General features: G+C 62.6%; 9 protein-coding genes. 3 read left to right on the top strand and 6 right to left on the bottom strand.

What is annotated here, in order from left to right:
- Positions 1–168: 168 nt before the first annotated feature.
- From F759_RS0133830 to F759_RS0133815, 3 genes are all read right to left on the bottom strand, one after another.
- On the bottom strand, positions 169–1,572 hold the full coding sequence (locus F759_RS0133830; RefSeq protein ID WP_027803699.1) for a methyl-accepting chemotaxis protein: 1,404 nt from the start codon (positions 1,570–1,572) through the stop codon (positions 169–171).
- Positions 1,573–1,916: 344 nt separating this feature from the next.
- On the bottom strand, positions 1,917–2,957 hold the full coding sequence (locus F759_RS0133820; protein WP_027803698.1) for an alpha/beta fold hydrolase: 1,041 nt from the start codon (positions 2,955–2,957) through the stop codon (positions 1,917–1,919).
- 105 nt (positions 2,958–3,062) lie between these two features.
- Positions 3,063–4,562 carry a flavin-containing monooxygenase gene (locus tag F759_RS0133815; protein ID WP_027803697.1) on the bottom strand — a complete coding sequence of 500 codons (1,500 nt, stop codon included), beginning with the start codon at positions 4,560–4,562 and terminating at the stop codon, positions 3,063–3,065.
- A gap of 184 nt (positions 4,563–4,746) precedes the next feature.
- Here F759_RS0133815 and F759_RS0133810 point away from each other — a divergent pair, with 184 nt between their 5' ends.
- The gene (locus tag F759_RS0133810) at positions 4,747–5,436 is read left to right on the top strand and encodes a TetR family transcriptional regulator (RefSeq protein ID WP_027803696.1); all 690 of its coding nucleotides are present in this window, start codon (positions 4,747–4,749) and stop codon (positions 5,434–5,436) included.
- Positions 5,437–5,524: 88 nt separating this feature from the next.
- On the opposite strand, the gene F759_RS0133805 is transcribed toward F759_RS0133810, so the two are convergent.
- The 3 genes from F759_RS0133805 to F759_RS0133795 form a co-directional block, all read right to left on the bottom strand.
- The gene (locus tag F759_RS0133805; protein WP_027803695.1) at positions 5,525–6,751 is read right to left on the bottom strand and encodes a tetratricopeptide repeat protein; all 1,227 of its coding nucleotides are present in this window, start codon (positions 6,749–6,751) and stop codon (positions 5,525–5,527) included.
- Positions 6,752–6,907: 156 nt separating this feature from the next.
- On the bottom strand, positions 6,908–7,588 hold the full coding sequence (locus F759_RS0133800) for a PspA/IM30 family protein (protein WP_027803694.1): 681 nt from the start codon (positions 7,586–7,588) through the stop codon (positions 6,908–6,910).
- Positions 7,589–8,057: 469 nt separating this feature from the next.
- A complete protein-coding gene (locus tag F759_RS0133795) occupies positions 8,058–8,750 on the bottom strand; it encodes a hypothetical protein (protein WP_027803693.1) in 693 nt (230 codons plus the stop codon).
- 466 nt (positions 8,751–9,216) lie between these two features.
- On the opposite strand from F759_RS0133795, the gene F759_RS0133790 reads away from it, so the two are divergent.
- Positions 9,217–11,718, top strand: coding sequence for a penicillin-binding protein 1A (locus F759_RS0133790; protein WP_027803692.1), 2,502 nt, complete (start codon positions 9,217–9,219; stop codon positions 11,716–11,718).
- Between the two features lie 506 nt (positions 11,719–12,224).
- Complete coding sequence (locus F759_RS0133785; RefSeq protein WP_027803691.1) at positions 12,225–13,103, top strand: lipid A biosynthesis lauroyl acyltransferase; 879 nt, start codon at positions 12,225–12,227, stop codon at positions 13,101–13,103.
- The last annotated feature ends 887 nt before the right edge of the window (positions 13,104–13,990 follow it).

The raw sequence follows: 13,990 nt of genomic DNA, 5'->3' as shown, positions 1-13,990 counted from the left end.
CACCTACGAGCTAGCGGTTTGAGCCGCTTTCTTTGCTTATCTTTCTTTGCGGCGGCAAAGAAAGTAAGTGCCGCCCCGCACAGGGGCAACACTAATAGACCACTACGACCCATTAGGAACCACCCGAACCACAAGGAAAACCCGAACCACAAGGAAAACCCAAAAAACCTAGACCCTATACCCAACCCTAACCCCACCCCAATGCCGCCCCCGCACAAAAACCGGCGCGGACGCGTCCTTCATCAAAACAAATTCCCCACCACCCATATCGCGCCGATACGTCTGCAACAGAAACTTCTTCATATGCGACCCAGCAGCAAGCCCGGTCCGGTCATTGAAAATCCGCCGATTCCGGCAATTCGCCATATTCCACACAACATCGTCGCGTTGCGGCAAAGAAAACTTCAGATTGTGAGTCGGCAGGTAACCGCGCACGTCGATCCCGGCACAAAACGCCACGCGCGGATCGAGATCCAGTAAAGGCTCCTGAATCGCCGGCAAAACACGATCGGTGAACGCGGTGAATCGGGTCATGAACTGCTGCGGATTCGTGCCTGGCACCGGCACATACTGTTGATCGAACAGATCGTCGAGTGAAATCTCGCCGCGTGCGACAGCCGCCTCGAAGACCTTGCTCACCGTGGCCGCCGCGTTCTGCACGGCTTCGATAAAGCGTGTGTCCGCGGTTTCGACGCCTGCCGCTGCCGTCAACTCGATCAAGGTCTCGGAGACGCCGAGCAAATTGCCCAGACGATCCTTCGCCTGCACAAAATTTTCGCTCGAATCCTCGACGCCGCTCGCCATTTCCAGCACTTGCGCTTCCAGTCCGTCGCACTGCGTTTCGATCTCGCCGGTCAGCGCGGCGATCTGCTCAGCCTCGTTGTTCAGATGCGCGATCGCGTCGCCCGTCGCATGCACGACCTCGCCGATCTGGCGCGTGCCCTCGCGCACCCGATGCGCTCGCTCCGTATTCACCGAACCTTCGTTGATCAACTGCTCGGTCTGCTGCGTGAGTTGCGCGAGCGTCGTCTCGATCTGGCCGGTCGCCTGCGCGGTCTTGGCCGACAGGTTCTTCACCTCGGCCGCCACCACCGCGAAACTCCGGCCGGATTCGCCCGCACGCGCGGCTTCGATCGCGGCGTTCAGCGCCAGCAGATGCGTCTGCCGCGCGATCAGTGAGATTTCCTCGGAGACGCGGCTCACGTGCGCGAGCGCGCTGCGCAGCGCGCCGATCTGACTCTCGATCACCGTCACGCCTTCCACCAGACCGTGGATGTCGGCAAGCGACGCCTCCAGCGTTTCCTGCGATTCCTGCACGCCGGTCGCCGCATGCGCTGAGACTTCGCGCATGCCGCGCGCAGCAGTCGCGATCCGATGATTGCCCGCGAGCGTCTGCGCCGCAGACTCTCGCAACGCCTGGCACACTTGCGCCTGATGCTGCACGCGCGCGGCGACTTCATCGACGTGACCGGACACATCGCAGATTTCGATACCCAGTTTGCCCGCCTGCGCGGCAATATCGCCGACAACCGCCTGAGAGCGGGCCGGCCGGCGAAAGCTGAAACGCGACATAAACGTCTCCTTGATGACGCTAACGGCGCTGGCGGTCGGCGCACTGGTCGAGCGCGAACACAGCGTCTTCTCGATGCGTTTACGGCTGGCTTTCGGCCGACTTGATACGGGGTATCCCGCAGTCGTTATCATGTGCGGTTTGGCGTCGCGGCAGCCGCAATCCGGCGTGCGGCTGCGGCCATCCGTTTCCAACAGTCACGATGTTCGACTCCTTCGCGCGCGTTTCGGGCTGGCAGCAGCTCTATCATCTGTGGGAGCTGATCGTTATGCTCTGCAAATTTCTCTGGAGCTTGCTGCGCTTTCTCGGAGGGGGAGGCGGCTAGGCGTGCGCGATGCCGCCAGTTTCAAACCGGCGCTCGGCGTGCGCCGTCTCCCGACGGCGGCAGTGCTGCGCCGTTCTTCGCGCTAATCCCGAGGAAAGCGCGCAGATCGGCCAGCACGCGCTCGGGCGCTTCCTCCATTGGAATATGGCCGAGGCCCGGGTACATGACCGACTTCGCGCCCGGAATGCGCTGGGCGAATTCGGCTGCGTGCGCCGTGGGAATCCAGCGGTCTTTCGCGCCCCACAACACGAGCGTGGGGACCGCTAGCGTAGTCAGCACATTTGTATCGAGGTCCGCGAAATCAAGGGTCGGCACCATCTTGCCGATTGCGGCGCGCGTGCCTTCGCCGTGGAAGAACTCCACATAGCGCCGCAGCGTGACAGCGTCGATCCTGCGTGGATCGCCATACACGTTGCGCACTGCGCTTTTTATGATCGCCTCGGGCAGCCATCGCGGCGAACTCGCGCGCACCAGCGCGCTATTGAACAGGACGATGTAGATCGGCAGCTTCATCGGGAAACCTGCGGAGTCGATCAGCACCAGCCGCTCGACGGCGTCGCGATGCCGCACCGCGTAGTCCCACGAAATCAGTCCGCCGAGCGAATTGCCGATGAACACCGCGCGCGAGATGCCGAGCGCCTGCAAGAACGTGTCGATGAAGCGCCGGTAGGTCGGCAGATTCATTGTTTCGATGGCGCCTGTGCTGGCGCGCAGCGGTCCCGTCACGCCGAACGGCGGCAGATCGAGACGAATCACGCGATGGCTGTGCTTGAGCTCGTCGGCGACGCGGTTCCAGGTGTGCAGCGAAGATGCAAAACCATGAATCATCACGATGATGTCGCCGCTGCCTTCGTCGACGTAATGCACGTCCGCGCCCATGATCCGGATGAACTTCGAGCCGCTTTGCGTGTAACGCCGCCGCAATTCATCGCGCGGCACGCTGGTGATGCCGAGGCGAGCCGCGAGCGAGCGCGGCGGCAGCGCGGCGGCGGAATTCGATGCCGACGTAGACGCCGTGCCAGAAGCCGGTGAGCCCGACGACCGAGGTTCGATGCCTGCCATGTTTTCCGTCTCCCTTTTCGTTTGATCTTGTTTGAATGGAACTGAAATCGGACGCGCATCGGACGCGGAATCGGACGCGCAATCGGACCTTATGCGCCGCATGCATCAAGGCAAGAAGCGATAATCCTGCGGCCGCACGCGGCGCGTCCGTTTGCGAAAGCTGAACGTGAAGCCCGGCCACAGCGCGGTGACTTTGCCGCTTTGCGTCTGGTACCAGCTATGGCAGCCGCTCGTCCACACGGAACGCCGCATATTCTCTTGCAAGCGCGCGTTGTACTCGCGTTGCACATCGGGCCGCAGATCCATCGTGCGCAAGTTGCGCTCGCGCAGCAGGCGCAAGCAATCGCCGATGTACTGCACTTGCGACTCGATCATGTAGATCATCGAGTTGTGGCCAAGAAAGGTGTTCGGACCGGCGATCATGAAGAAGTTTGGAAAGTCTGCGATGCTCGTGCCGAGATAGGCTTCCGGACCGTCGCGCAGCCACAGCGCGCGGAGATTTGCGCCACTGATACCGGTCACTTCGAACGGCGCGCCGACACCGTTGAACTGAAAGCCGGTCCCGCAAATGATCGCGTCCACACGATGATGCGCGCCGTCTTGCGTCACGATGCCGTCTGCGACCATTTCGCGGATATCCGTCGTGATCACGTTCACGTTGGGTTCAACCAGCGCGCGATAGTAGGTGCTCGACAGCAGCACCCGCTTGCAGCCGAGGCGGTAGCTCGGCGTGAGCCTCGCGCGCAGTTCAGGGTCCTTCACGCGCCGTTCGAGGTAGCTGAGGCACAACTTCATCGGGCGCCTCATCAGTTGCGGATGCCTGACAAAAGCGATGGCCTGCGATTCGAGCTTCCAGTAGATCGCGCCGCGCACGACTCGCTGCGTGAACGGCATATGCTCGAAGAGCCAGCGTGCGCGTTCGCTAATGCGCTTGTCGCGCTTAGGCATGATCCACGGCGCGGTGCGCTGGAACAGATCGAGCCGCGCGACGCGCGGCTGGATTTCCGGCACGAACTGGATCGCGCTAGCGCCCGTACCGATGACCGCGACGCGTTTGCCTTCGAGTGGATACGCGTGGTCCCAGCGCGCGGAATGAAACAATTTGCCTTTGAAACTCTCGAGCCCAGCGATTCGCGGCATCGAAGGGCGCGATAGTCCACCGCTCGCGGCGATCAACACATCAGCCTCGATGTTTTCTCGCGTGCCGTCGACATCGAGTTCGATGTGCCACACGTGACGCGCTTCATCGAAACGCGCGGCCAGCACGCGTGCATTGCAACGCACGTAACGGTCTACGCCGTACTTGCGCGCGCAATGCTTCAGGTAGGCGAGAATTTCCGCCTGACCGCTGAATGCGCGCGACCACGCCGGGTTCGGTTCGAAAGAAAACGAATACAGATGTGAGGGCACGTCGCAACCGGCGCCCGGATAGGTATTGTCGCGCCATGTGCCGCCGATGTCGGCGGCGGCCTCGTAGAGAGTGAACGACGTAATGCCTATTTTTTGCAGGCGCACGGCCATGCCGATGCCGGCAAAACCGCTCCCCACGATGGCAATGCGCGGCGCGGCAGCTGGTGTGGTTGCGGCGGATGAGGCGGGCGTCACGGCGGTCTCCGGCAAGAATGGTTCGGGAGTTATCGACGTTCACGGCATGCTGCTCGCCGTGAACGGGTAGCCGTTCGAACGTAACGCGCAGGGTAGACAACTGTACACCTCGCGTCAAGATCGTTTAGAGTACGTTTATTAAACGCGCGTCGTGCGCGGTGATTCAAAGCCCATCGTAAAGGCCATGAAATCCGTATTCGAAGCGGCGCCGAAGCCAGAGCGCAACACTATGGCCGTCCAGGAATTGCCGGCGGGCAAGCGCAAACTGATCGAAGCCGCGTTGCGCCTGACCGCTGACGGGCGTGGCTTCGCGAGCCTCGGTTTGCGGGAACTCGCGCGAGAGGCGGGACTGAATCCGAATACGTTCTATCGTCATTTCGACACGCTCGACGATCTCGCGCGCGAAGCCGTCGATTCGATCAGCCGCCGCTTGCGGCCGATGCTGCGCCGCGAGCGCTGGCTCGCCGCGCACGACGAACCGCACAGCGTGCCGCGCCGCGCCTGCGTCGCTTTCTTCATGTTTGCGTTGGAAAACCGCGAGGCGTTTCTGAGCGCCTTAGCCGAATATCACGGCACGTTGCCGGCGCTACGGGAGGCCGTGCGGACAACGCTTCACGCGGTGTCGGCGGAAATGGCGGACGACGTCGTGCAACTGGAACTGATGCCGGCACTCGCACGCGATGTCGTCGACGAAGTGTGCACTCAGATCGTGCTGCAACTGTTCCATCTGTCGGCCGAGTTTATCGATGCCGAGGCGGCCCGCCGCGATGCGCTCGTCGGTTATGCGGAGCGCTTTATCGTGCGGCTATTCGCGGGCTCGCTGCTGCTCGCGCAGAATGAGGAGAAGCGGGCGCCGGTATCGAGGCGCGCGTGATTCGTTGAACGTGCGGACAAAAAACAGGCTCCGCGAAAGGAGCCTGTTCGTATGGATAGCGCCCGCGCGACGCGACGCACGCGAGGGCTCAGGTGTTATCGGTCCAGCCGCCGGAGTCGTCGCTGCTGCCCATGTCGATACCACCGCCGCTGTTATCGTTCCAGTCGTTCGAGCCCTGGCCGAAGTCGAGGCCGCTGCCATTGTCGCCGTCGTTACCGCGCCGGCGCGTTTCGTCGTCGACGATCACGTCGCGCTCGACCACGCGCTCACGTCCGGAGTTCAGCGCTTCACCCAGCAGAACGCCGGTCAACAGTCCACCCATGCCGCCGCCAAAACCGCCGCCTTGTTGCACGATAACGGGCGGTTGCTGCTGATACGGACCTTGCTGCGGATAGGGCGCTTGCGGCGGATTGCCGAAGCGCTCGGCTTCGCGCGCATACGGGGACTGCTCGCTGCCCGCCGCGGCTGCATTCGGATCGGGCCTGCCATCGGCTCGCGCGCGCAGGCTGCCGATGCGCTGCTCCAGTTCGTCGAGCTGGTACGGCGGCACCGGGTTCTTGCTGTTCGACAGTGCTTCGACGAGGGTCCGCAACTGGTCCTCGGTTGCTTCGACCTCTTTCTCGAGCACTTCATGGCCTGGCGCGGTCGAGAGTTTCACGTCGAGTTTCAGCGAACGCACGGAGTTGAGCAGTTCGGTAGCACGCTTGAGCTGCACGCGACGATCGTCGTCCGCGCGCGTATTGTCTTGCGTGCGCGCACGGCGCAAGGTCCAGCGCAGCACCAGCGCGATGACGCCGACGAGGATCAGAATGCCGACCCACATGCCGATGCCCGGGCCGTGGCGCTCAGGCGCTTGCTGCGCAATTGCCTGTTTTTGCTGCGCGGCCGGCGTGTTCTGCTGGGCGAACGGATTCGCCGCGCGGCTCGTTAGCTTGCCAGTTTCGTTGCCACCGCCGCTGCCACCCGCAGAGCCACCTGCGTTGCCTGCGCGTTCCGCGTCATGGCGAATGCGTGACTCTACTTGCGCGAAACGCGTCGGGTCGGTGAAACGGATTTGCGGATCGAGCGACTTCGCCTGCTGCAGTTGCGCGAGTGCGTCGCCATAACGGCCTTCGCGATCCAGCACCTGGCTGTACAGGTAGTGCGCACGCGCATTGTTCGGATGCGCTTGCAGCACTTCGGACAATCCGGCGTCGGCCTGCTGCCAGTTGCCCTGCGACATCGCGGATTCGATTTGCTGAACCGTGGGCACGGCAAACGCCGCCGCCGATACCAGCATCAGCGAGACGAATGCGCTTGCGATAAGTTTTTTCATTTGTGGACCGGGCGCGAGGCGCCCGTCTCCTTCAGTCGATTGCGGCGACCCGGCGGCTGGCGCCCCGGCCGGCCGCCGCCCGATGCATGGCTACCGGCTCCAGAACGCGCCCGGACTTCCACCGATCCGGCCGCCCGCGCTGCACATCTCACGCAATTACTGGGCCGGCGTATTGAGCTGCTTTTTCAGCGCTTCCAGGCGGTCGTCCACCGACGGACCGCGGTTCAGGTCCGCGAGCTTGTCGTCGAGTGCCTTGCCGCTTTTGACATCGGCCGAATTCAGACGTGCGTCCGAACGCGCATTCGACAGCGCGACTTTGTCTTCGAGCTTCTGAAAATCTTCAGACAGGTTCTTGCCGCCAATGCCGCCCAATGCCGTTGCAGCAACGTCTTTCGCTTCGGCGATCTCCTGCTTGGCCTGAAGGATGTTCGAACGCGCGTTCAGATCGTTGCGGCGGCTGCGCATGTCTTCGATCTGGCTTTTCAGTTGCGCGACCGACGGCTCCAGGGTGGCGAGCTCTTTCGTCAGCGCGTCGCGTTCGGCCTCGGCGGTGGCTTGCGCGCCGAGCGCTTCCCGAGCGAGCGCTTCGTCGCCGGCTTGCAGCGCGCGTTTCGCGCCCTCTTCGTACTTCTTCGCCTTGTCGGCGGCAACATCGCGCTTGCTTTGCTGCGTGGCCACTTGCGCCTGAATCTCGATCAGCGAGTTTTCGGCGCGGCCGATGCTCTCGTCGAGTTCGCGCACGATCTGGCGCGAATCGCGTGACGGGTCTTGCACGGAGTCCGCCGCGTCGTTCAGGAGACCTTTTAGCGTGCGCGAAATGCTGTCAAAAAGCGACATGAAAACCTCCAAGGAATGGTGTCGGCGCTGAATATTCCGGCGCACTCAACTGCTTGTCACTGCTTGTCACCGCGTATCACTGTGTGCCACTGCTACTTTACGCCGCCGCGCGGTAAGCTGCGCAGCGTTCGGACCGGAGGTCGGGGCTCGCTCGCCGATTGCAATAGCGCGAGCGCAAATTGTTCGCGCCGCATGGCGCACGCATCGCACGATGATGCCGGCAAGTTGCAATGATAAGCACAGAGGACCGGCCCTTCAGCGGCTCGCGGATATTACACCACCGGCTCTCTTAAAATGGGCTTAAAGGGCGCGATGAAGGAACTGGCGAGTGTGCGGGTGCTGGGTGTCGGTAGCGTGAATGGCGCAAGCGTCGTTTTGAGCGTTGCGTGTGAAGAGGCACACACGCGGCGGCCGCATGTCGCGCGTTGTATCGATGCTGCCCGTTCATTGCCACGCGCTATCGCCATCGCTATGCGAAGCGGCCACCTTCGGGGCCGAGGTCGCTTTGCGGATCGTCGTCATCGCGCGTGGTGTCCAGACGAGGACGCTTCAGCACGCTCCTCACATGCGTTTGCACGGTCACGGCAGCGGGCAGTAGCTTGTCGCCTGCGCCAGCCCGTGCGGCCGCGATTCGCGCGACTGCCGCGGCGGTTGCCACGGCGTCTTCATCGATTTCGGTGGTGAGAGCGGCGAGCACATCGGCGGGCAGCAGAGGAGCGGGTTGAGAGGCGGGCTGAAAACCGGGCGCAGTCGGCACACTATCGGCGCGAGCTGTAGACACCGACGGTGTCGACGTGTGCGCTGCGTCGCTTGCCGCACTCCCAGTCGCCCCGACCTGTGCGCTGTTCGGCCCGGAATCCGCGCGCAAACGCGGGTCACGACCGACGCGCGTTTGCAAGGCCGGCGGCGACGCCGCTTGCGCATGCCTCGTATCGTGAGCGACTCGCTGCAGCGCCATGTCGAGCGCGTCGGGCGCGCGCGGCACATTGAGCCGGTCGACGATGCTTGCCGCTTTCACCTGCTCGCTCGTCGCGCCGAAACTCAGCACGGCGCGCCGCATGAGTTCGCTGACGCTGATGCGGAGTTCGTCGGCAGTGGCGGCAATCGCGCGTTTCTGCGCGGGCGTGACGAATACGACGATGCGTTCGCTGGGCTTTGTCATGATCGGCTCGCATACTTGTTGGCATGGCGCTTCGCGGCGCGCATCGGCGTGCGCGGAATCCATCATATGACGAGTTGCGCCGATCGCAAACGGGCGCGTCGTGAAAATGCCGTGACATCAACGAGTTGTCGCGTTTTTTGTGGGCTTGTCCACAGGCCTTTCAACATTTTCTGTTGATAACTTCGCGAACGTGCGCAAGCGCCTCGCAAGGCTGTCGAATCTACCCATCGCTTGCCGCCGGGCGTTCGCGCGAAGGGAATTCTTACAAAAAAACTGCGTTGAGCGCCGCTTGATTTCTTTAAAATGCGCTGTTACGTTGCGCCGGACACTGTCCCGGGTGCGTCGTGGCGACTCGCCGGGGCAGAGAGTCGCACGGCGGTTTGCGCCCCAGACTACGCCGCTCACGATTCATCCGCGTCTCACGCGCGAGAACAAGGCGTTGAGTTACGCGCCCACTATTCCAGTCATGCCAATCATCAAACGACCGCATTCTTCGCATTCTCCGGCCGGTCAAGACCGGGACTCCTACCACCGCACGCAAGGACGCAACGCCGCTTCGCGCGACGCCGAAGCGGGCGGCCGCTCGCTCGGCGCCACCATCGCAATCTGGTTCGCGAGCCTCGTTGCGATCGTCGCCGTGGTGGGCGCGCTGATCGTCGGCTATGCGCTCGTCGTGATGGGGCCGCAACTGCCTTCGCTCGACGCGCTGACCGACTACCGTCCGAAAGTGCCTCTGCGGGTCTACACGGCCGACCACGTGCTGATCGGCGAATTCGGCGAGGAGCGGCGCAGTCTCGTGCGCTTTCAGGACATTCCCGACCAGATGAAAAAAGCGGTGCTCGCGATCGAAGACTATCGCTTCTACGAGCATGGCGGCGTCGATTTCCTCGGCATTCTGCGCGCCGGTTTTGCGGACATCGCGCATGGCGGTGCGTCGCAGGGCGCGAGCACGATCACGATGCAGGTCGCGCGCAATTTCTTTCTGTCGAGCGAGAAAACCTACACGCGCAAGATCTACGAAATGCTGCTCGCGTACAAGATCGAGCGCGCGTTGACGAAGGATCAGATTCTCGAGCTGTACATGAACCAGATTTATCTGGGCGAGCGCGCTTATGGTTTTGCCGCGGCGGCGCGCGTGTACTTCGGCAAGGATCTGAAAGACATCACGCTTGCCCAGGCCGCGATGCTCGCGGGTCTGCCGAAAGCGCCGTCCGCGTACAACCCGGTGGTGAATCCGAAGCGTGCGAAGATCCGTCAGGAATACATTCTGAGGCGCATGCTGGAATTGCGGTACATCAGCCAGGAGCAGTACGACCAGGCGGTGAAAGAAGAGATTCACACGCGCAATCCCGGCAACGAATACAGCGTGCACGCCGAGTACATCGCCGAAATGGTTCGGCAGATGATGTATGCGCAGTACAAGGACGAGACTTACACGCGCGGCCTGAACGTCACGACGACGATCGATTCCGCGGATCAGGACGCCGCATACCGCGCGGTGCGCAAGGGCGTGATGGATTACGAGCGGCGCCACGGTTATCGCGGGCCGGAAGGTTTCGTGCAATTGCCGGCGCCCGGCGACGACCGCGATCAGACTATCGACGACGCGCTCACCGATCATCCTGACAACGGCGAAATCATCGCCGCGGTCGTGACGGACGCGAGCCCGAAGCAGGTCAAGGCGCAACTGGTCGACGGCACCCAGGTGACAATTGGCGGCGAGGGCTTGCGCTTTGTAGCCAGCGCGTTGAGCACACGCGGCGCGGCGGCAACGAAGATCAAGCCGGGCTCGATCGTGCGTTTGATGAGCGACGACAAAGGCAACTGGCAGATCACGCAGCTTCCGCAAGTGGAGGGCGCGCTCGTGTCGCTCACGCCGCAGGACGGTGCGATTCGCGCGCTCGTCGGCGGCTTCGACTTCAACAAGAACAAGTTCAACCACATCACGCAGGCCTGGCGTCAGCCCGGTTCGAGCTTCAAGCCGTTCATCTATTCGGCGGCGCTCGACAAGGGGCTCGGACCGGCCACGATCATCAACGACGCGCCGCTGTACTTCCCGTCGAGCACGCCCGGCGGCGACGCGTGGGAGCCGAAGGACGACGACCAGCCCGATGGTCCGATGCCATTGCGCCTCGCGTTGCAGAAGTCGAAAAATCTGGTGTCGATCCGCATCCTGTCGTATATCGGCACGAAGTACGCGCAAGACTTCGTCACGCAGCGCTTCGGCTTTGACGCCGACAAGACGCCGCCGTATCTGCCGATGGCGCTCGGCGCGGGGCTCGTTACGCCCTTGCAGTCGGCGGGTGCATATTCGGTGTTCGCCAACGGCGGCTATCGCATCAACCCATATCTGATCAGCGAAGTGACGGATGCGCGCGGCGAGCCGCTGTCGAAAGCTCAGCCGCTCACCGCAGGCCGCGATGCGCCGCGCACGCTCGAGCCGCGCAACGCGTACATCATGAACAGCCTGCTGCATTCGGTGGCGACGGCGGGCACCGGCGCGGGCACCAACGTGCTGCATCGCTCCGACTTGCAGGGCAAGACGGGTACGACCAACGACGCGAAGGACGGCTGGTTCGCCGGCTATCAGCAATCGCTCGTTGCAGTTGCGTGGATGGGCTACGACCAGCCGAAGAGCCTCGGCAGCCGCGAGTTCGGCGCGCAACTCGCGCTGCCGATCTGGGTCGAGTACATGCAACGGGCGCTGCGCGGCGTGCCGCAGAGCGAGCCGGCGCAGCCTGACGGCGTGACGTCCGTCGACGGTGAGCTGTTCTATTCGGACATGACGCCGGGCAACGGTTTCGTCGCCAGCATCGGTCTCGATTCGGCCAATCCGACGGCGGGCGTGAACGATGCGGTCGGCGGCGTTGGGCCTGCGGGCATGACGCCGCCTGCGGTGCCGCCGCCAAGCGTGTCGTCCAATGAGAAGAAGCAGATCATGGATCTGTTCGAGTCGAACAAGCCTTGATCGTGGATAGCGCGTGCGAGCCGATGGGTCGCGCGCGCCACGTTGTGCGAAGCGCGCGCCGAACCAGGCGCCAAGCGTGAGGTGACTGACAGGCGCTGAGGTAGGCGCGAGAGCGGGGCGAAAGAGGGCCTGAGGTCGGCGCAAAGCGAGGCGACATGCGGGCGCCACAGTGCTCGAAAAAACGTAGCGCCGAAGGTGGCGGCAAGGCGTGGATCTGGCGCGCCTTCGCTGCGGTCCGCCGGTGGCTATCCGGCGGATTCTGCCTGCGGGATGCCCGCTGTGTTTTAATCACGCCTGCAATGCTCGATCGGGGTCCTTCAGCAAGTCGGATTCGTTAGCTGTTTCCATCTCGGGCATTGCTGCGTCTTGCGGCGAGCAAGCCGTCACGATCCCCAAGCGCGCCCGAGACCCGGCCGGACGCGCGCACATGCCACGTCAGGCGTTAGCGGCAGGAAAGCCGCAGCGGTCGGCGTGTTTTGCCATCCAGCATCCACCGGGTTCCCGCATTGAAAAGTCGAATTCTCATCTGTCTGATGACGGGGCTGCTGCGCGCCTTCGCTTTGTTGCCGTATGGGCTCGTCGCGCGAATCGGCACGGGGATCGGCGCGCTGCTGTACCGCATTCCCAGCACGCGCCGGCGGGTGGTGCATACCAACCTCAAATTGTGTTTTCCCGACATGGGCGACGAAGCGCGCGAACATCTGGCGCGCGCGCATTTCTGCCATGTGATCCGCAGTTATGTCGAGCGTGGGCCGCAGTGGTTCGGCGATGCGCAAGCGTTGGCGCGTCTCGTCGAAGTGGAAAGCGCGATTGATCTCGCCGATGTCCACGCGCAACCGACGATCTTCGTCGGCTTCCACTTTGTCGGCATCGAGGCGGGCTGCATGATGTATTCGACGCGATATCCCGTGGCGTCGCTTTACACGCCGATGTCGAATCTGCTGCTCGATGCGATGGCAAGGCGCCAGCGCGGGCGCTTCGGCACCGAGATGATTCCGCGCAGCGACAGTGTGCGGCGCGCGTTGCGCACGTTGCGCGATGGCACGCCGGTGATGCTCGCGGCCGACATGGATTTCGGTCTGCGCGATTCCGTGTTCGTGCCGTTTTTCGGCGTGCCGGCCTGCACGCTCACATCCGTCTCGCGGATGGCGCGCGCGGCGAACGCGCGGGTCGTGCCGTTCGTGACGGAGGTGCTGCCGGGCTATCGCGGCTATAAGCTGAACATTTTCGAGCCGCTAGCCGATTTCCCGTCGAACGACGTGACGGTGGATGCTCGACGGATCACCGAGTTTCTGGAGACGCAGGTGCGACGGATTCCTGATCAATATTATTGGGTGCATAAGCGCTTCAAGAACCGGCCGGAAGGGGAGGCGGGGGTTTATTGACGCGTCGCGGGTGTGCTGCTCTGCTTTCGTCCTGGGGGCAATGACGGCAAAGGCGTCTTGAAGGAAAACGCTTGCGCGGGCAAGCACCTGACTGTACGCAGTGTGATTCTGTCCATTTGCCGTGTCGATAAGTCACTTGTCTCTCGGGGATAACGATCGAACGCTGCAGCGATGCAGCAGGCTCGGAACCCGCAACGGACAAACGAATAAACAATCAGTAATGCGGATCTATGGCTGTGTCCACCGCCGTGCGGCAAGGCAGAGTAGAAATTGTACGGCTCCAAGAAGCATAGTGAACGCGCGAGCTTTACACGGTGGTGTCTAACGCATTCCCCTTGTTGTCAGATGGCTATTCGGCCCGCCCTGCACGGGCGTTTCTGCACGTTCATACGCCACTGCCCCGGCAGTGATACATCTGACCGACTGGCGCACTGCCGCATGTCAATCTGAATTTTCCGCACTTCTTTTCGCGTCATTCCCATAGGAGTCCTGTGCTGGTCTGATACCGGGATGACGCCAGATCCCTCGCAATCAGTAGACAGGAACACGGCAACGGCGGTTAGGGCGATGAACGGCGCGTGCCACGGGAACCCGATAGACCGGGCGTGGAACATGGGTCAACCGGCCGCACATGTCTGTTGCACCGGATGGATGCCGTCGGACCCTACCGGAATGTATGGCGCTGACTTCTCCCGTTTACCATCTCGAATATTTTGCCGGTCGATTTTCGGAGTTTTCTCAGGACATTCCCATATCAGTCTGACGCTGCATAACGATATGCTTTCCTGATTAGTTTGAATTGCATGGGTTGGTCGAACAGCGGCGATATCTGCGCTGCGACAGCACGTGCGGCATCGTCTGATTCTGATTGGGAGATTCACTGATGG

It is taken from the genome of Paraburkholderia dilworthii, assembly GCF_000472525.1.
Lineage (GTDB): Bacteria > Pseudomonadota > Gammaproteobacteria > Burkholderiales > Burkholderiaceae > Paraburkholderia > Paraburkholderia dilworthii.
Note: the sequence above shows the minus strand (reverse complement) of the source record. Positions and strands in the feature narration are given on the sequence as shown.